Origin of the sequence: Mycobacterium sp. (assembly GCF_051006775.1) — a bacterium.
Lineage (GTDB): Bacteria > Actinomycetota > Actinomycetes > Mycobacteriales > Mycobacteriaceae > Mycobacterium.
This window is the reverse complement of sequence record NZ_JBPCSX010000087.1, coordinates 1-18,136: the sequence shown is the minus strand read 5'-3', so window position 1 is coordinate 18,136 and position 18,136 is coordinate 1. Positions and strand designations below refer to the sequence as shown.

The window sequence follows — 18,136 nt, the reverse complement described above, 5'->3', positions numbered from 1 at the left end:
ACGGTTTTGGCGATCTTGTCCAGCCGGGTGCGGACGCGATCGGCGTGCGGCACCTCGAATACCTGTTTGAGATGCACGACGCCGATGGTCTCGTCGAGGTCGCCGCGGGTGACCGGGAAGCGGGAGTGGCCGGTGTCGCGGACCATGGCCAGCAGGTCTCCGACGGTGTCGTCAGCCTCCAGCGATTCGATCATGGACCGCGGCGTCATGAACTCCTCGGCACTACGTGCGCCGAACTGCAGCGAACGGTCGACCAGAGCGGCGGTGGGCTTGTCCAGTGCACCCTGTTTGGCCGAGGTGCGGACCAGCGAGACCAATTCCTGCGGTGAACGTGCCGAGCTGAGCTCGTCGGCGGGTTCGATGCCGAACCGCCGGAGCATGGCGTTGGCCGCCCCGTTGGTCAGCCGGATCAGCGGGGTCATCAGTGCCGAGAACAGCACCTGCGGACCGGCGACCACGCGGGCGGTCTGCAGCGGTACCGCGATCGCCAGGTACTGCGCGACCAGTTCGCCGAACACCATCGATACCGAGGTGGCGATGAACAGGGCGACGATCAGCGCAACGGGCTCCACCGCGCGGTCCGGCAGGCCGATGGCCGCCATCACCGGGTTGAGCAGCTGCGCGATCACCGGTTCAGACAGGTAACCGGTGATCAGCGTGGTGATCGAGATGCCCACCTGGGCGCCGGAGAGTTGGAAGGACAGCGTCTGGTGGGCGCGCTGGACCATTTTGTCCCGCGATCCGCCGGTACGCGCGTTGGCGTCGACGGTGCTGCGCTCCAGGGCTGTCAGGGAGAACTCGGCGGCCACGAACACCGCGGTGCCCAAGGTGAGCAGGATGAAGCCGAGAAGACTCAGCAGAACCGGGACGGCGCTCATGGTGTGCGCTCATATTAGCTGGTAAGCCCCGGCAAGGGGGTTTACCAGCCGGTTGGCAGTGGGTGTCCCTCGGCGAATCCGGCCGCCGACTGCACGCCCAGGACCGCCTGCGCGTGCAGTTCCGCAATCGTGGTTGCGCCGACGTAGGTGCAGGTGCTGCGCACACCGGAGGTGATGTGATCCAGGAGATCCTCGACCCCGCCGCGGCCCGGATCCAGCGCCATCCGCGAGCTGGAGATGCCTTCCTCGAACAGCGCCTTGCGGGCCCGATCGAACGGGCCTTCGCCGGCTGTGCGGGCGGCCACCGCGCGTTTGGAGGCCATCCCGAAACTCTCCTTGTACAGCTGGCCGGACCGATCGACCATCAGATCGCCCGGTGATTCGTAGGTACCTGCGAACCAGGAACCGATCATGACGTTGGAGGCGCCTGCTGCCAGCGCGAGAGCGACATCGCGGGGATGGCGCACACCGCCGTCGGCCCAGACATGAGCACCGAGTTCGGTTGCCGCGGCCGCACATTCGAGGACGGCGGAGAACTGCGGACGCCCCACCCCGGTCATCATCCTGGTGGTGCACATGGCACCGGGGCCGACGCCGACCTTGACGATGGATGCGCCCGCGGCGATCAGGTCGCGGGTGCCGGCGGCTGAGACGACGTTGCCGGCAACCAGCGGAATGCACAGGTCCAGCGCGGCGACGGCCTTGATCGCCTCCAGCATCTTGAGCTGGTGACCGTGGGCGGTGTCCACGACGAGCACGTCGACACCGGCGGTCACCAATGCCGCGGCCTTGGCGGCCACATCGCCATTGATGCCGACGGCCGCGGCGATCCGCAACCGGCCGGACTCGTCGACGGCGGGGGTGTAGATACCGGCCCGCACCGCGCCGGTGCGGGTGAGCACGCCGGCCAATTCGCCGTTCGGTCCGGTGAGCACCGCGATATCGACCGGGGCGTGCTCGAGGAGTTCGAAGACCCGCCGCGGGTCGGTATGCAGCGGGGCGGTGACGAAGTCGGACACCGCCACGTCGCGCACCCGGGCGAACCGGTCCACGCCGGCGGTGGCGGCCTCGACAACCAGTCCGATCGGCCGGCCGCCCGGCAGGTCGGGTGCGACGACCACGGCCGCACCGTGCGCCCGCTTGTGGATCAGAGCCACCGCATCGGACACCGAGTCCTCCGGCGCCAGGATGACGGGGGTGTCGGCCACCAGGTCGCGACTCTTCACGAACTCGACGGTGTGGCGGACCGCCTCGATCGGCAGGTCCTGCGGGAGCACCACGATGCCGCCGCGCCGCGCGACGGTCTCGGCCATCCGCCGGCCTGCCACCGCCGTCATGTTGGCCACCACCACCGGAATGGTGGTGCCACTGCCGTCGTTGGTGGACAGATCCACATCGAAGCGGGACACCACATCGGAGCGGTTCGGGACGATGAAGACGTCCTCGTAGGTCAGGTCGTAGGGCGGCCGGTTGCCGCCGCCGGCGTCAGCCGAGAGGAATCGCACCCGCTCAGCCTAGGGCCAGCGCCGGCGGGGCGGTCAGTCCAGTCGCACCGACATCGGCGGCACATTCCAGATCGCGTCGCAGTACTCGGCGATGGCGCGGTCGGAGGAGAACTTCCCGCTGCGAGCGGCGTTCAGGATCGACATTCGTGACCATGCGTCGGGGTCGCGCCAGGCCTCACCGACCCGGGCCTGGCAGTCCACGTAGGACCGATAGTCGGCCAGCACCAGGAACGGATCATCGTGGATCAGGTTGTCCAGCACCGGGCGCAGCACCTCGGTGTCACCGTGGGTGAAGGTACCGGCGGCGATCAACTCGAGCACTTCGGCCAGTTCCGGGTCGCGTTCGATACAGGAGGCGGGCCGGTATCCCTGCGCCCACAGGCGTTCTACCTGGTCGACCGTCATCCCGAAGAGGAAGAAGTTCTCCGGCCCGGCTTCCTCGAGAATCTCCACATTGGCACCGTCGAGGGTGCCGATGGTCAACGCGCCGTTGATCATGAACTTCATGTTGCCGGTGCCGGAGGCTTCCTTACCGGCGGTGGAGATCTGCTCGGAGAGGTTCGCGGCGGGGTAGATCAGATGCGCGTTCTGCACATTGAAGTTGGGCAGGAAGACCACCTTCATGAACCGGTTGACATCCGGATCGTTGTTCACCGTCGCCCCCACGGCTGTGATGAGCCGGATGATCCGTTTAGCCATGAAGTAGCCCGGCGCGGCCTTGCCACCGAAGAGGAAGGCGCGCGGTGCGATCGTCAGACCGGGATTCTTCTTGAGCCGGTTGTAGAGGGTGATGATGTGCAGCACGTTGAGGTGCTGTCGCTTGTACTCGTGGATCCGCTTGACCTGGATGTCGAACATCCAGGTGGGGTCCAGCTCGATACCGGTGCTGGAATGCACGTACTCGGCGAGTCGGCGTTTGTTTGACCGCTTGACCTCGCGCCAGCGTTGCCGGAAAGCGGGATCGTCGACATACGCCTCAAGTCGGCGGAGCTGGCCCAGATCGGTCAGCCAGCCATCGCCGAGGGTGTCGTCGAGCAGTTCCCGCAGACCCGGATTGGACAGTGCGACGAATCGCCGAGGTGTCACACCGTTGGTGATATTGCCGAACCGCTCCGGCCACATCTGGAAAAAGTCTTTCAGCACACTGGCTTTGAGCAAGTCCGAATGCAGTCCGGCGACTCCGTTGACTGCGTGGCTGCCGACCGTCGCCAGGTGTGCCATCCGCACGCACTTGCCGCCGTGCTCACCGATGATCGACATCCGGGACAGCCGTTCGTCATCGCCGGGGAAGCGGGCCCGCACCTCATCGAGGAACCGGTCATTGATCTCGTAGATGATCTCCATATGCCTGGGCAGCGATTCGGCGAAGATCGACAACGGCCAGGTCTCCAGCGCTTCGGGCAGCAGGGTGTGGTTGGTGTAACCGAAGGTGGGAACGGTGATCGCCCAGGCCTGTTCCCAGCTGAGCCGGTGATCATCGATCAGCAGCCGCATCAGTTCGGCGACCGCGATCGACGGGTGGGTGTCATTGAGCTGGATGGCCCATTTCTGCGGCAGCGCCTCCAGTGGCAGTCCGACCCGGTTGAGGTGGATTGCGATGATGTCCTGCAGCGAGCAGCTCACGAAGAAGTACTGCTGCTGCAGCCGGAGCCGCTTGCCGACCTCTGGCTCGTCGTTGGGATAAAGCACCTTGGAGACCTTCTCGGCCACCACCTCGTCTTCAACAGCCTTGTAGAAGTCGCCGGTGTTGAACGCCTCGAGGGCGAACGACTCGACCGGCCGGGCGCTCCACAGTGTCAGTGTGTTGCAGTTGTTGACGCCGTAACCCTGGATGGGGGTGTCATAGGAAACCCCCTTGATCATCTGATCCGGCGTCCAGCGCACCCGGTGATGGCCGGCCAGATCCTCGTACTGCTCGGTGTGGCCGCCCCAGTTCACGATGTAGCTTGCGTCGGGTTTGTCGATCTCCCAGGGATTTCCGCTGACCAACCAGTTGTCGGTCTTCTCCACCTGCCAGCCCTCGTGGATCTCCTGATCGAAGATGCCGTACTCGTATCGGATCCCGTAGCCGATCGAGGGCCGCTCCAGGGTGGCCAGCGAGTCCAGATAGCAGGCGGCCAGCCGGCCCAGGCCACCGTTGCCCAGACCGGGTTCCTCCTCGCAGGCCAGCACCACGTCGAGGTCCTGACCGAGTCCGGCCAGGGCTTGGCGGGCCTGTTGCTCGATGTCGAGGTTGAGCAGGTTGTTGCCCAGTTGGGGCCCCATCAGGAATTCCGCAGACAGATAGCAGGTCACTTTGTGGGACAGATCAAGCCAGTCCTGGGTGGTGGCCATCCAGCGCTGCTGCATGCGGTCGCGCACGGCCAGCGCCAGCGCCCGGTAGTAGTGCTCGGGGGTCAACGCCGCCGACGGTCGGGCGATGGAGTACAGCAGATGGTCGCTGATCGCCCGGCGAAGGGCATCAGCCGACAGTGCCGTGCGGCTGGACTCGTGCGGAACTTCTGAGTCGGCGTCGACGACGTCGGTCACGGTGATCTCCTTACTCGCGAGGTTCCGCGAGTGTGGCACCGGGATGTTTCGGTCAGAAGAGTGCCGTGCGTCGATCCGGTGAACTCCCGGACGTCACACGCTCAGGCCTGAACCTCGTTTCGGTCCCCGCTCCACTGAGTGTGGAACCGGGCCGCCGGATCGGCGTCGGTGCGACCGTAGGTGTGGGCCCCGAAGAAGTCGCGCTGGCCCTGGATCAGCGCCGCCGGCAGACGATCGGTGCGTAGACCGTCGTAATAGGACAGCGCCGAGGAGAAACCGGGGATCGGGATACCCAGTTCGGTGGCGGTGACCACCACACGTCGCCAGCTGTCCACGCTCGACTCGATCGCAGTGCGGAAATACGGGGCGGCGATCAGGGTCGGCAGATCCGGGTCACCGTCGAACGCCTCCTTGATGCGGTTGAGGAACTTCGCCCGGATGATGCAGCCGCCGCGCCAGATGGTTGCCAGATCGCCGGGGGTGACGCCCCAGTTGTATTCCGCTGATCCGGCCTGGATCTGGTTGAAGCCCTGGGCGTAGGCGACGATCTTCGAGGCGTACAGCGCCCGGCGCACATCGTCGGTGAATTGCTGTGTGTCGGTGGGTCGTTCGCCGAGTTTTCCGGACGCCATGCCGGCGGCGGCGCGACGCTGGGGGACTGATCCCGACAGCGCGCGGGCGAACACGGCCTCGGCGATACCGGTCACCGGCACGCCCAGGTCGAGTGCGGACTTCACCGTCCAACGGCCGGTGCCCTTCTGCTCGGCCTCATCGACGATGACGTCGACGAGGGGCTTACCGGTCTTGGCATCGACCTGGCGCAGCACCTCGGCGGTGATCTCGACCAGGTAGCTGTCCAGATCGCCGGAGTTCCACTCGGTGAACACCGCGGCGATCTCACCGGCGGTCAGCCCGAGGCCGTCGCGCAGCAGCTGGTAGGCCTCACCGATGAGCTGCATATCGGAGTACTCGATACCGTTGTGCACCATCTTGACGAAGTGCCCGGCGCCGTCCGGCCCGATGTGGGTGCAGCACGGGACGCCGTCGACGTGGGCGGAGATCTCCTCCAGAAGCGGCCCCAACGACGTGTAGGACTCCTTCGGTCCACCCGGCATGATCGAGGGACCGTTGAGAGCGCCCTCTTCGCCGCCGGAGATTCCGGCGCCGACGAAGTGCAGCCCGCGCTCCCGCATCGCCTTCTCGCGGCGGATGGTGTCGGTGAAGAGTGCGTTGCCGCCGTCGATGATGATGTCGCCCGGCTCCATGGCATCGGCCAATTCGCTGATCACCGCGTCGGTGGCCTCACCGGCCTTGACCATGATGAGAACCCGGCGCGGCTTTTCCAACGCAGCCAGGAACTCCTCGACGGATTCCGACCGCACGAACGTGCCGTCGGAGCCGTGCTCGGCCAGCAGAGCGTCGGTCTTGGCGACCGACCGGTTGTGTAGCGCGACGGTATACCCGTGCCGGGCGAAGTTGCGGGCGATGTTGGAACCCATCACCGCCAGCCCGGTGACACCGATCTGTGCGGTCGGGGTGTTCGCGGGGGTATGCGAGGAGCTCATCAAGCGCCTTTCGGGTGCGGGTTGTCGCGAGGGAGTCGATCAGATGAACAACAGGCGGGAGAGCTCGGTGAGCCAGGGGACCGCGATCGTTACGGTCGGGATGGCAAAGACCGCTGCCGCGGCCAGGTATGCCGACACTGACAGGACCAGACTGTTCGGCGCCCCGCACAATCGCCGTACCCGGATCACGGTTGTGGGTCCGCCGGCCGCCATCGCGCCGGCCGGCGTGGGTCCCGCTGCACAGGTAACCAGCGCCCGCGCCAGCGGCCGCGGCCCGGTGACCCGGACTGCGGCGTCGTCGGCGAGGAGTTCGATCAGCAGGCCCACGGCGTTCAGTGCGTTACGGCTTCGGACGAACCGCGGGAAGGCGGTGTGGACCGCGATGAACGCCTCGAGGACCAGATCGTGACGGGCCCGCAGATGGGCCCGTTCGTGGCGCAGGATGGCGGACAGTTCAGCGTCGCTCAGGTTGGTCAGCGTTCCGCGGCTGAGCACTACCCGGCTGCGCACCCCGGGCAGGCAGTAGGCCAGCGGTTCGGCCACCTGCAGCACCCGCACCCCTTCCAGCCGGCGGTCCATCTGGTGCGGGCACTCGCCGAGCAGGTCGACGACAGTGCGGTGCCTGGAGCGTTGCCGGCGGGTGCTGATCGCCACCCGCAGGACCGCAATTGCGAGGCGGGCGCCGATCAGCACGGTGAGCAGGAGGACGCATACCGATGTCAGCCGGAGCGGCCAGCCCGGTGCCGGCCCCGGTACCAACAGACGCGCGGTGATAGCCAGTCCGGCGCTGAATGCCGACAGCACGGCGGCGATCGCGATCGACTGCCACAGCACTACGGCGGCGCGTGGCGCCCGCATCGGCCAGGACGCCCGGGCGAGCAGCGCGGGCACCGGACCGGCGAGGACGATCGCCACAGCGATGAAAGCCAGCGCGGACACGCCCGACAGTCTTCCCTAGAGGGTGCGGTGGACGCCAGCGGCTTACTGCTTATTGGCCTCGAGTTCATCGAGGGCCCGGCGCAGCGCGTCGGCGTCTTCCGCACCGACCCGCTCGACGAAGTGCACCAGTGCGGCCTGGCGATCGCCGGAGTCGGCGGCCTGGTGCAGTGCCTCGACCATCAGGCCGGCCACCAGTTCGTCGCGGCCGTAGGCCGCCGCATACCGGTGCGCCCGGTCATCGCGGATCTGAACGACGAGGTTCTTGCGGGCCAGCCGCTGCAGGACGGTCATCACGGTGGTGTAGGCGAGTTCCCGCTGGGTGCGCAGTGCCTCGTGCACCTGGCGAACGGTCAACGGCTCGCCGCTGGACCACAGATGGTCCATCACGGCACGTTCTAATTCGCCGAGGCGATTAAGTCTCGCCACACCACACCGGTCCCATTGCCGATCAGCGTACCCGCACTTACTACGGAGCGTCGTAACAGACGATCCGCCGGGGTGGTCAGCACCCGAAGATGCGGCCGGTGTAGACACGAACCCGTGCAACCCGAGGAGATGCCGCCGGCCCCGTTCGACACCGAGATCGGCCTGACCTACACCGAATTGTCGACCGATGGCGTCAAGGCGCACCTGACGGTCAAACCGCACCTGCATCAGCCGATGGGCATCGTCCACGGCGGGGTGTGGTGCGCTGTGGTGGAGTCGATGGCCAGTGTGTCGGCCCATCTGTGGCTCAGCGAGAACGGCGGCGGCAACGTCGTCGGTGTCAACAACAGCACCGATTTTCTGCGCGCCGTCACCGAGGGAACCGTCTTCGGGGTCTCCGAGCCGATCCACCGCGGCCGGTTGCAGCAGCTGTGGCTGGTGACGATCCATGACGACAGCGAGCGGCTCATCGCCCGCGGGCAGGTGCGGCTGCAGAACCTGGCCGAACGCTGATCTGCTAGGGCCGTCCCGCCAGCTGCAGAACCAGTTGGGCGCCGCCGAGCGGGCTGGTCGCCAATTGCGCTGTGCCGCCGTGTAATTCGGCCTGCTGCGCGACGAGAGCCAAGCCGAGTCCGGAACCTGAGCGTGATGCCGTTGATCCGCGCGCGAACCGATCGAAGACCGCGGCGCGCTCCGATTCCGGGACCCCGCTGCCGTTATCGTCGACGGTGATCCGGACTCCGTCCGCGGAGCTGGCGACGGCCAATCGCACCTCGGTGGCTCCGCCGTGTTTGACGGCGTTGGCGATGGCGTTGTCGATCACCAGTCGTAAGCCCACCGGAAGGCCCACCATCAGCACCGCCGGCGACGGCACCAGTGACACCACCAGGTCGGGGTAGGTGCGCTCGGCGTCGTGAGCGGCACGGTCAAGCAGTTCGGCGATATCGAAGGGGACGAAGTCGTCAGCGGTGGTGAGCTCGCCCTGCGCGAGCCGTTCCAGTGCGGTCAGGGTGGCCTCGATCCGGCTCTGGGTGCGGACGGTGTCGCCGATGACCTCGGCGCGCTGATCGGGTTCCAACTCCAGGGTGGACAGCACCTCGAGGTTGGTCCGCATCGCCGTCAGCGGGGTGCGCAACTCGTGGGAGGCCACCGCGGCGAAGTCGCGGGCCGATTCCAGCGCCGCTCTGGTCCGGACCTGTTCGTCGCCGATCCGGGCGAGCATGCCTTCGACCGCCTCGCCGATCTCGACGGCCTCGCTGACGCCGCGGACCTGAACCTCCTCGGGTTTGGACTGCGCGTTGATCGCGCGCGCCTGCTGTGCCAACAGCCGGAACGGATCGATCATGATCAGCGAGAAAAACCAGCCAACGACAACGGTGCCGATGATCACACCGCCGCAGATGATCAGCACCCGCCAGTGCAATTCGGCTATCCGCCTTTGGGTTTCGGCCAGTGGCGCACCCAGTGCGATCGAGGCGGTGCCCACCGAGAAGGTGCGCACGCGGTACTCGACGCCGTTGATCGAGGTGTTGGCATATCCATCGGCCAGCTTCGGCAGCAGGATTCCGTTGGGCACCGACATCTCCATCGCTCCGACGCGGACCGTGCGCACCAGATTGCCGTCAGGCATCGGGGTGCCCGGTGCGGGCGGAGCCGAGAGCAGGGTGCTGAAGTCGCCGAGGCTGCTCACCGAGTCGAGGCGGCGGTCCAACTGGCTGTACTGGTCGTTGGTCACGCCCACCCACACCCAGACACCGAGGGTCAGGACGAGTGCGACGACGCTCAGTGCGGCGACGGTGACGATGGTGCGCAGCGAGAGCATCCGGATCGGCAGGCGCTGCAGCATCCGGTAGACGAGTTCGTCGGGTTTGACCACTACGGAGTCACGGACACGAGGGGTGGCTACGAGGCCGCGATCTCGGCCGAGATCTCCGCTTCGATCTCGGCATCCTCCACCGCGGCGGCGATCTCCTCGAGCTGCTCGATACGGGTCCGGGCATAGGCCTGCTGCTCGGTGACGGTCAGCTGTCCGCGCTGGCTGCCGACGAACGTGCCGACCCAGGACAGCGCGGTGGTCAGCCGGGCGCGGAAGCCGACCAGGTAGATCAGGTGCAGGAACAGCCAGGCCAGCCAGGCGATGAACCCACCGAACTCCAGCGGGCCGACCTTGGCCACTGCGGAGTATCGCGACACCGTGGCCATCGAGCCCTTGTCGAAATACTGGAAGGGCTCGCGCATCGCCGGATCGGCACCCTTGAGCTCGGCCTTGAGCAGCTTGGCCGCGTATTTGGCTCCCTGGATGGCGCCCTGGGCCTGACCGGGCACACCCTCGATCTGCACCATGTCGCCGACCGCGAAGACGTTCGGATGTCCGGGAACGGTGAGATCGGGCAGCACTTTGATCCGGCCGGCCCGGTCGATCTCGGCCCCGGACTGCTCGGCGATGATCCTGGCCAGTGGGCTGGCCGCAACTCCGGCCGACCACACCTTGGTGGCGCACTCGATGCGGTCGTGGGTGCCGTCGCCGTGCTGGACGGTGATCCCGTTGCGGTCCACATCTGTCACCATGGCGCCGAGCCGGATTTCGACACCGAGCTTCTGCAGCCGGGCGGCGGCCTTGCGGCCGAGCTTCTCACCCATCGGCGGCAGCACCGCCGAGGCGGCGTCGAGCAGGATCACCCGGGCCTTGGTCGAGTCGATATGGCGGAATGCGCCCTTGAGGGTGTGATCGGCGAGTTCGGCGATCTGACCGGCCATCTCCACACCGGTTGGTCCGGCGCCCACGACGACGAAGGTCAGCAGCTTGGCCCGGCGTTCGGGGTCGCTGGAACGCTCGGCCTGCTCGAAGGCTCCGAGGATGCGCCCGCGCAATTCCAGGGCGTCGTCGATGGTCTTCATCCCGGGCGCCCACTCGGCGAAGTGGTCGTTGCCGAAATAGGACTGTCCCGCGCCGGCGGCGACTATCAGGGTGTCGTACGGGGTCCGGTAGGTGTGCCCGAGCAGCACCGAGTCCACGGTCTGATTGGTCAGATCGATATCGGTGACCTCGCCGAGGACGACCTGGCAGTTCTTGTTGTTGCGCAGCACCACGCGGGTCAGCGGGGCGATCTCGCCCTCCGAGATGATGCCGGTTGCGACCTGGTAGAGCAGCGGCTGGAACAGATGGTGGGTGGTTTTTGCGATCATCTTGATGTCGACGTCGGCCCGCTTGAGGCTCTTGGCGGCCTTCAGCCCGCCGAACCCCGAGCCGATGATGACGACCTTGTGCTTATCCGTCGACGTAGCACCTGGGTGGGTCATCGTTCTTCGCTCCTGTGTCGCGGCAATCTGACCCTTCCACGGTAGTCGCCCATTCTGCCGGCGTCGCGTCGGGTCAGGACCGCATGACGCCCGCCAGGGCCTCGCCGACGGCGGTGATCGACCCGGCGCGGTGATTCGGAATGTTGAGGATCACACCGTCGACGCCGGCGTCGATCACGCTGGTCTTGACCACCTCGGCGATCCGGTCGGGGCTGCCCACGACCACCCGGCCGCGCATCTCCGCCGGGATCATGTCATCGGTGAATGCGGGATCGGGGATCGCGGTGAGCAGAACGCTGGTCTCCAGCGTCGAGCGGTCCCGATCGATTTCGTCACAGCGGCGGGCCAGGGCCTCCAATTTTGCGGGCAACTCGGGAATCGCGGCGATCAGGTTGAGGTGATCGAAGTAACGGGCGGCCAGGCCGAAGGTCTTCTTTTCTCCGCTGCCGCCGATCATCAGCGGGATGTGGTCGCGGTAGCGCGGCACCGCAAGCGCCTGCTCGGTCCGGTAGTACCGGCCGGAGAAGGTCACCCGATCGCCGGCGATCATCGGCAGGATGATCTCGAGTGCCTCGTCGAGCTTGGCGAACCGCTCGGTGAAGGTGCCGAAGTCATACCCCAGTTGATCGTGCTCGAGTTCGAACCACCCGGTTCCGATTCCCAGCACCGCGCGGCCACCACTGATGACGTCCAAGGTGGTGATGATCTTGGCCAGCAGGGTGGGGTTGCGATAGGTGTTGCCGGTGACCAGGGTGCCGAGCAGAACCCGCTCGGTGGCGGTGGCCAGCGCACCCAGCGCGGTATAGGCCTCCAGCATCGGCTCCTCGGGGGCGCCCAGCATCGGAAGTTGGTAGAAGTGGTCCATCACGAACACCGCATCGAATCCGGCGGCCTCGGCTTCGGTGGCCTGCGCCACAACTGTGGGAAACAGCTCGGCGACACCGGTGCCGTAGCTGAAATTGGGAATCTGGAAACCGAGTCGGATGGTCACATCGACGACTCTAGCCAGGCCTCCGGGCCGCGCTACCGGAATGCGACCGCCGCGCCCCTGCCCACATGCAGGGTCTGCCCGGTGATGTGCCGGGCCGCGGGAGTAGTCAGGAACAACGCCAGCCGAGCGATCTCATCGTTCGTCTGGGGCGCGTGCCCGCCGAGTCCGTCGTACCCGGGCAGGGTGGCCCGGCCGCAGGCGACCGTATTGATCGTGATGCCTCGGGTACCGAAATGGTCGGCCACCCCGGCGGTCCAGTTCGCCAGGGCCGACTTCGCGGCGCCCTCGGGTCCGGAGTCGGTGGCGCTGTCCGGCACCACGGTGACGATGGATCCACCCGAGCGCAGGTTGTCACCTGCGGCCTGGACGGTCAGCACGGCCGCGATCACGATCCGGTCGAACGCCGAGCGCCATGCCGCTGCGGTCTCACCCAGGTTGTACGCCCGCGGATCGCCGTCGAGTCCGGCAGGGACCGGCACGCTGATGATGGTGTCCAGGTGCTGCGGAAAGCGCAGCTTGGCCTCGGCGAGGCCGGCCGGATCGGTGGGATCACACACGATCGCGTCGACGTCGAGCTCCTTCGCGACGAGCTCGAGCTCATCGCGGCGCATACCGCTGACCACGACCTGATGGCCCGCGGCCCTGCATGCTTCCGCAACCGTACGTCCAAGCTGGCTGTCGGCTCCGGCGACCAGCACGTCCATCGCTGCCTCCTGAAGGGTTCGGGAGGAAGGTTACTCGACGGTAGCGGCGGGCATCCGGACACCGCCCGCCTCAGACCCTAGGGTGAACCGGCATGAGGCCGAGGCGGGCGCGGAGAGTGTCGCTGCCGCGCTGGGTCTATCTTCCCGCGGCGGTCGGCGTGGCGTTCGTGGTACTGCCACTGGTGGCGATGGCGGTCAAGGTCGACTGGTCACAGCTGGGAACCCTGGTCGGCAGTCCGGCCGCACGGGCCGCCCTGCTGCTCAGCCTGCGGACCGCCGCTGCCAGCACGCTGCTGTGTCTGCTGCTGGGCGTGCCGTTGGCGCTGGTGCTGGCACGCCACAGCGGCCGGTTGACCCGGGTGCTTCGGCCGGTGGTGCTGCTGCCGCTGGTCCTGCCCCCGGTGGTCGGCGGTCTTGCCCTGCTCTACGCGTTCGGTCGTCTCGGTCTGCTCGGCGGGTACCTGGAGGCGGCCGGAATCCGTATCGCGTTCACCACGACCGCGGTTGTGCTGGCCCAAACGTTCGTCTCACTGCCGTTCCTCGTCATCGCACTGGAGGGCGCCGCCCGCACCGCGGGATCCGATTACGACTCGGTGGCAGCGACCCTCGGCGCCCGGCCGTCGACGGTGTGGTGGCGGGTGACGCTGCCACTGCTGGGGCCGGGGCTGCTGTCCGGCGCCGTGCTGGCCTTCGCCCGCGCGCTCGGCGAGTTCGGGGCCACGCTGACCTTCGCGGGTTCCCGTCAGGGCGTGACCCGGACCCTGCCGCTGGAGATCTACCTGGTGCGGGAGAGTGATCCCGCGGCTGCGGTTGCGCTGTCGATCCTGCTGATCGCCGTCGCAGCGGTCGTCGTGGTGGGGCTGGGCGCGCGCCGGCTGAACGGCCGGGGTGGCTGATGCCTGATCTTCATGTCCGGGCGACCGTCGTCGACCGCGGGCTCGATGTCGGGTTCTCGGTGGCAGCCGGTGAGGTGCTGGCGGTGCTGGGGCCCAACGGCGCCGGTAAATCCACGACCGCCGCGGTGATCGCCGGCCTGCTCGACGCTGACTCCGCAATGGTGCGGATCGGGGACCGGACCCTGACCGACACCTCCCGCGGGGTGTCGGTGCCCACCCACGATCGACGGGTCGGACTGCTGCATCAGGACCCGCTGCTGTTCCCGCATCTGCGGGTGCTGGGCAATGTGGAGTTCGCCGCCCGGCGGCATACCGACCGCGCCCGGGCGCGGGCCGGTGCGCGCGGCTGGTTGGAGGCGGTCGGCATCGCTGACCTGGCCGACCGCAGGCCCGCCGAGATCTCCGGTGGCCAGGCGCAGCGGGTGGCGCTGGCCAGGGCGCTGGCTGCTGATCCGGACGTGCTGATCCTCGATGAGCCGCTGTCGGGGCTCGACGTCTCGGCTGCGGCGACGGCCCGCGCGGTGTTGCGGCAGGTGTTCACTGCGGGTTCGCGTCCGGTTCTACTGATCACCCACGATGTGCTCGACGTGCTCGCACTGGCCGGGCGGGTAATGGTTCTCGACGGCGGCCGGGTGGTGGAGGTTGGCCCCGTCGGCCGGGTTCTGGCCGCGCCGCGCAGCGGTTTCGGTGCCCGGATCGCCGGGTTGAACCTGGTGCGTGGGGTCCGGGTCGGACCCGGCCTGCTGCGCACCCCGACCGGGCAGATGTGGCACGGCATCGAGTCCCACCAGCCGGCCGGTGACCATGCCAACGGTGCCATCGGTCAGGATGCGGTCGCGGTGTTCGCTCCGGCGGCGGTCGCAGTGTTCCGGCAGCAGCCCCAGGGCAGCCCGCGCAACAGCATCAGCGGACCGATCGCCGAGATCGAGGCCAGCGGGTCGGTGGTGCGGGTGCGGATGGGGGAGCAGGACGACGGCACCCCGGGTCTGGCGGCCGACGTCACCGGTGATGCGGTCGCGGATCTGCGGCTGATCGTCGGGGAGCGGGTGTGGTTCACCGTCAAGACCCAGGGCGTCACCGTGCATGCGGCGACCTCCGCACGGGAGCAGCCAACAGCGCATCCGCAGTGAACTCGCAGGCCGACACTGCAGACCAGCACACTTGCGTCACGGCTGTAACACGGTAGGTTTTTCGCCATGATCCAGCCGGACCCGAGTTCACGACGCCCGGGCCTGTGGACCGCGCTCGCAGCCAGCGCGGTGGCAGGCGCCACCGTCATCACGATCGCCCTGCCCCCGATGGAGGCAGCGGCCGATCCGGTACCGCCGTCACCGACCACGGCAGCCCCCGCGGTGCCCGCCTCGCCGGCTCCCGCACCGGACTCGCCGGCACCGGTAGATCCGAATGCCCCTATTGCGCCCGCACCGCCGCCGGCGGATCCGAATGCGCCGGTCAACCCGGCTCCGGCACCGTTTGATCCGAATGCCCCGGCCCCGATTCCTGCCGACCCGAACGCGCCGGTCGTCCCGCTGGCTCCGGCTCCGGAGCCCGGGCGGGTCACCAACGCCGCCGGCGGTTTCAGCTATCTCCTGCCGGCCGGCTGGGAGGTGGCCGACGCGTCGCGGCTGAGCTACGGCCAGGCCCTGCTGCTCAAGCAGACCGGACCGGCCCAGCCTGGCCAGGCCGCCCCGACCGCCAATGACACCAGCATCCTGCTGGGCCGGCTCGACCTGAAGTTGTTCGCCGGCGCCGAACCGGACAATGCCAAGGCGGCCGTCCGGTTGGCGTCCGATATGGGCGAATTCTTCATGCCGTTCCCCGGAACCCGGATCAATCAGCAGTCATCCGTCCTGCAGGCGGCGGACCTCCCGGGATCCGCGGCTTCCTACGATGTGAAGTTCTCCGACACCAATAAGCCCAACGGCCAGATCTGGGCCGGGGTGGTTGGTGTCGCCGGCAGCCCACAGTCGCATGCGATCGGAAGCCGCTGGTTCGTGGTCTGGCTGGGAACCTCCAAGGATCCGGTCGACGCCGTCGCGGCCAAGGCTCTGGCCAATTCGATCCGGCCCTACACCGCACCGGCCGCGCCTCCGCCGGACCCCAACGCGCCGCCGCCACCCCCGCCTGCGCCGGGGAACCGGATCGGCGTCCCCATCCCGGTCGAGACGCCGGTTCCGGAGATGATGCCGGGCGGCTGAGCCGGCCTACGCCCTTTTTTGTAGCTCTGTTCGTAGCCCTCGTGGGGGTCTGGTCGTTATCGGCACCCGCTATACCTGAGAGATGGCCGGGCGGCTGTGTCCGGCAGTGCTCGTCTACTCGAAGGGTGTTCGACATGATCCTCGACATCATCTGGATGCTTCTGCTGGGCCTCATCGTGGGCTGGGTCGCGAAACTGGTGGTTCCCGGCAGTGTCAACCTGGGCTGGTTCACCACCAGCCTGCTCGGTATCGCCGGCGGCTGGGTCGGCGGCACCCTGGGCAGCCTGGTCTTTGCGCCACATCAGTTCGACATCACCCCGCCGATCAAGCACTCATTCCTGGGCGCGTTAGTGGGTGCGGTGATTCTGCTGCTGATCTACCGGTCGGCGTCGGGCCGCAAGGTCTAGGTCCTGCGCGCCTCACTCGTCACCGAATTCGCTTCTGCCCCCGCCGCTTTCGCTAACCGGCGGACATGTGCCATACAAGTGCGGCCGCCAGCGCTCCCATACCGTTGAGCGACCAGTGCAGTGCGATCGGGGCTATCAGGCTGCCGCTGCGACGGCGCAGCCAGGTGAAGACGAACCCGGCCGCACCGGTGGCCAGCACCGCCAGCACCACCCCGGCCACCATGCCCGCGACCCCGCCGCCGAGCACCCGGGTGAAACCGACGTTGCCACTCGTCAGGCCCAGTGAGGAGGCGATATGCCACATGCCGAACAGCAGTGAGCCACCGGCCGCGACACCGCGGATGCCCCAGGCCCGGTTCAGCGCACCGTGCAAGACGCCGCGGAACGCCAACTCCTCAGGGATGACGGTCTGCAACGGGATCACGATCATTGAGGCCATCAACGCCCCGGACAGGGTGGCGTACCGGTCATTGAGGAACATCGGCCGGGTCCATGGCAGCAGTGCGCCCACGACGATGACGCTGAGGACCAGTCCGACGGCGGCCAGCGCGTAGCCGGCGCCGGACTTCCAGTGCTCCCGGCCGAGTCCGAGTTCAGCCCAGCCCAGTCCGCGGGCGCGAACCAGGAGGACCAGCGCAACGGCGACGACGGGGACGGTCGCGACACTTGCCCAGGACGTGGTGAAGTGGGCGATCAGGTTGGAGATCGCCAGCACGACGACCACCACCCCGATATCGAGGTAGGTGCGGAAGTGGTGCAGGGCGGCCAATTGGGCCACCGCGGGATGGGGTTGCTGAGCAACCCCGATACAGTCCGACATTTGCTCCCCATTGTACGCCTGGAGGCCTTCGCAGACCCTAGGGTGACGGCGTGAACACCGCAGCGAGCAGCACCGATACCGGAATCGAGCAGTACGGCGTCGAGACCATTCCCGACGCCGCCAGGACCTCCGGTCCAGGTGATGTCGTATCCATCCTGTGGGGCGGCAATATGGCGCTCTCGGTGGGCGTTTTCGGCTGGCTGGCCATCCTCTACGGGCTCAGTTGGTGGGCCAGTGTGACGGCGATCGTGGCAGGCACCGCCCTTGGCGCCCTGGCCGTGACGCCGATGGCCCTGCTGGGCTACCGCGCTGCGACCAATAACTCAGTGGCCTCCGGCGCCTACTTCGGCGTGCGCGGACGACTGGTGGCATCAGTCATCGGTTTGTTGCTGTGCATGGGATACGTCGCGCTGACCGTCTGGACAGGCGGTGAAGCTCTGGTGGCCGTGGTGTACCGGTTGACCGGCAGCGAGGAATCTGTGGTCGGTGACATCGCGGGGTACGCAGTTCTCGCCGTGGCGGTGGCGGTGGTGGCGATCTACGGCTACCGCTGGCTCCTGCGAGTCAACACCGCCATCGTTGTGGTGGTCGGCGCCGCGATGCTGCTCACGGTGATCGGGTTGGCCGATCAGTTCGACGCGATGTACTCCGGTGCCCCCGACGCCTACGCGCTGGGTTCGTTCTGGTCGACCTGGATGCTGGCGGCGTTGACCGCCGGCATCGCGGGGCCGGTGTCCTATGTCACTCAGACTGGAGACTGGACGCGCTACATCTCACCGCGACGGCATCGGCCCGGCCGGTTGCTGGCCGGTATGTTCATCGGCTTACTGATCGGCTTGCTCATACCGACGCTATGGGGTGCCTATGTTTCGTCGATTCTGTTCGACGAGAACAGTTTTCCGGCCGGACTGGTCAGCGGCGTACCCGGTTGGCTGCTGGCCCCGGTGGTCTTGGCAGCGCTCGTCGGCAGCGCCGGTC

General features: G+C 67.5%; 17 protein-coding genes. 6 read left to right on the top strand and 11 right to left on the bottom strand.

The features are described from left to right. From ACR2JI_RS06455 to ACR2JI_RS06430, 6 genes are all read right to left on the bottom strand, one after another. A partial coding sequence (locus tag ACR2JI_RS06455) for a CNNM domain-containing protein (RefSeq protein ID WP_526389205.1) occupies positions 1-878 on the bottom strand: 878 nt, incomplete at its 3' end. Between the two features lie 41 nt (positions 879-919). Next, entirely contained in the window at positions 920-2,383 is a 1,464-nt protein-coding gene (locus ACR2JI_RS06450; RefSeq protein ID WP_526389203.1) for a GuaB1 family IMP dehydrogenase-related protein, read from the bottom strand. 33 nt (positions 2,384-2,416) lie between these two features. Then, on the bottom strand, positions 2,417-4,912 hold the full coding sequence (locus ACR2JI_RS06445; RefSeq protein WP_526389201.1) for a glycogen/starch/alpha-glucan phosphorylase: 2,496 nt from the start codon (positions 4,910-4,912) through the stop codon (positions 2,417-2,419). 101 nt (positions 4,913-5,013) lie between these two features. After that, complete coding sequence (gene gnd / locus ACR2JI_RS06440; protein WP_526389199.1) at positions 5,014-6,477, bottom strand: NADP-dependent phosphogluconate dehydrogenase; 1,464 nt, start codon at positions 6,475-6,477, stop codon at positions 5,014-5,016. A gap of 39 nt (positions 6,478-6,516) precedes the next feature. Beyond that, positions 6,517-7,416 (bottom strand): M56 family metallopeptidase, encoded by a 900-nt coding sequence (locus tag ACR2JI_RS06435; protein WP_526389197.1) that lies wholly within the window; start codon positions 7,414-7,416, stop codon positions 6,517-6,519. 42 nt (positions 7,417-7,458) lie between these two features. Then, a complete protein-coding gene (locus tag ACR2JI_RS06430) occupies positions 7,459-7,842 on the bottom strand; it encodes a BlaI/MecI/CopY family transcriptional regulator (protein WP_526389195.1) in 384 nt (127 codons plus the stop codon). Between the two features lie 129 nt (positions 7,843-7,971). Here ACR2JI_RS06430 and ACR2JI_RS06425 point away from each other — a divergent pair, with 129 nt between their 5' ends. Beyond that, positions 7,972-8,355, top strand: a complete 384-nt coding sequence (locus tag ACR2JI_RS06425) for a PaaI family thioesterase (RefSeq protein WP_526389211.1) — start codon at positions 7,972-7,974, stop codon at positions 8,353-8,355. A 4-nt stretch (positions 8,356-8,359) separates the two neighbouring features. Here ACR2JI_RS06425 and ACR2JI_RS06420 read toward each other — a convergent pair whose 3' ends face one another. The 4 genes from ACR2JI_RS06420 to ACR2JI_RS06405 form a co-directional block, all read right to left on the bottom strand. Further along, complete coding sequence (locus tag ACR2JI_RS06420; RefSeq protein WP_526389209.1) at positions 8,360-9,670, bottom strand: sensor histidine kinase; 1,311 nt, start codon at positions 9,668-9,670, stop codon at positions 8,360-8,362. Between the two features lie 74 nt (positions 9,671-9,744). Further along, positions 9,745-11,142, bottom strand: a complete 1,398-nt coding sequence (gene ndh / locus ACR2JI_RS06415; RefSeq protein WP_526389193.1) for a type II NADH:quinone oxidoreductase Ndh — start codon at positions 11,140-11,142, stop codon at positions 9,745-9,747. Positions 11,143-11,215: 73 nt separating this feature from the next. After that, a complete protein-coding gene (locus ACR2JI_RS06410; RefSeq protein WP_526389191.1) occupies positions 11,216-12,133 on the bottom strand; it encodes an LLM class F420-dependent oxidoreductase in 918 nt (305 codons plus the stop codon). A gap of 32 nt (positions 12,134-12,165) precedes the next feature. Beyond that, a complete protein-coding gene (locus ACR2JI_RS06405) occupies positions 12,166-12,837 on the bottom strand; it encodes an SDR family oxidoreductase (protein WP_526389189.1) in 672 nt (223 codons plus the stop codon). A 92-nt stretch (positions 12,838-12,929) separates the two neighbouring features. Here ACR2JI_RS06405 and ACR2JI_RS06400 point away from each other — a divergent pair, with 92 nt between their 5' ends. The 4 genes from ACR2JI_RS06400 (at position 12,930) to ACR2JI_RS06385 (ending at position 16,338) form a co-directional block, all read left to right on the top strand. Further along, positions 12,930-13,733, top strand: coding sequence for an ABC transporter permease (locus ACR2JI_RS06400; protein ID WP_526389187.1), 804 nt, complete (start codon positions 12,930-12,932; stop codon positions 13,731-13,733). Next, complete coding sequence (locus ACR2JI_RS06395) at positions 13,733-14,863, top strand: sulfate/molybdate ABC transporter ATP-binding protein (RefSeq protein ID WP_526389185.1); 1,131 nt, start codon at positions 13,733-13,735, stop codon at positions 14,861-14,863. The genes ACR2JI_RS06400 and ACR2JI_RS06395 overlap by 1 nt, the downstream gene beginning before the upstream one ends. Before the next feature lie 66 nt (positions 14,864-14,929). Then, the gene (locus ACR2JI_RS06390; RefSeq protein ID WP_526389183.1) at positions 14,930-15,931 is read left to right on the top strand and encodes an APA family fibronectin-binding glycoprotein; all 1,002 of its coding nucleotides are present in this window, start codon (positions 14,930-14,932) and stop codon (positions 15,929-15,931) included. A 134-nt stretch (positions 15,932-16,065) separates the two neighbouring features. Next, complete coding sequence (locus ACR2JI_RS06385) at positions 16,066-16,338, top strand: GlsB/YeaQ/YmgE family stress response membrane protein (protein ID WP_526389207.1); 273 nt, start codon at positions 16,066-16,068, stop codon at positions 16,336-16,338. 52 nt (positions 16,339-16,390) lie between these two features. Here the strand turns inward: ACR2JI_RS06385 and ACR2JI_RS06380 are convergent, their stop codons facing one another. Then, positions 16,391-17,158: a CPBP family intramembrane glutamic endopeptidase gene (locus ACR2JI_RS06380; protein ID WP_526389181.1), complete on the bottom strand. Its 768-nt coding sequence runs from the start codon at positions 17,156-17,158 to the stop codon at positions 16,391-16,393. A 50-nt stretch (positions 17,159-17,208) separates the two neighbouring features. Between ACR2JI_RS06380 and ACR2JI_RS06375 the strand changes: the two genes are divergently transcribed. Next, the coding region (locus tag ACR2JI_RS06375) for a cytosine permease (protein ID WP_526389179.1) at positions 17,209-18,136 on the top strand (928 nt) is incomplete at its 3' end.

Excerpts from the sequence above, each read along its gene's own strand:
- gnd (WP_526389199.1), bottom strand. The coding sequence starts at position 6,477 with ATGAGCTCCTCGCATACCCCCGCGAACACCCCGACCGCACAGATCGGT.
- ACR2JI_RS06425 (WP_526389211.1), top strand. The coding sequence starts at position 7,972 with ATGCCGCCGGCCCCGTTCGACACCGAGATCGGCCTGACCTACACCGAA.
- ndh (WP_526389193.1), bottom strand. The coding sequence starts at position 11,142 with ATGACCCACCCAGGTGCTACGTCGACGGATAAGCACAAGGTCGTCATC.
- ACR2JI_RS06405 (WP_526389189.1), bottom strand. The coding sequence starts at position 12,837 with ATGGACGTGCTGGTCGCCGGAGCCGACAGCCAGCTTGGACGTACGGTT.
- ACR2JI_RS06400 (WP_526389187.1), top strand. The coding sequence starts at position 12,930 with ATGAGGCCGAGGCGGGCGCGGAGAGTGTCGCTGCCGCGCTGGGTCTAT.
- ACR2JI_RS06395 (WP_526389185.1), top strand. The coding sequence starts at position 13,733 with ATGCCTGATCTTCATGTCCGGGCGACCGTCGTCGACCGCGGGCTCGAT.
- ACR2JI_RS06390 (WP_526389183.1), top strand. The coding sequence starts at position 14,930 with ATGATCCAGCCGGACCCGAGTTCACGACGCCCGGGCCTGTGGACCGCG.
- ACR2JI_RS06385 (WP_526389207.1), top strand. The coding sequence starts at position 16,066 with ATGATCCTCGACATCATCTGGATGCTTCTGCTGGGCCTCATCGTGGGC.
- ACR2JI_RS06380 (WP_526389181.1), bottom strand. The coding sequence starts at position 17,158 with ATGTCGGACTGTATCGGGGTTGCTCAGCAACCCCATCCCGCGGTGGCC.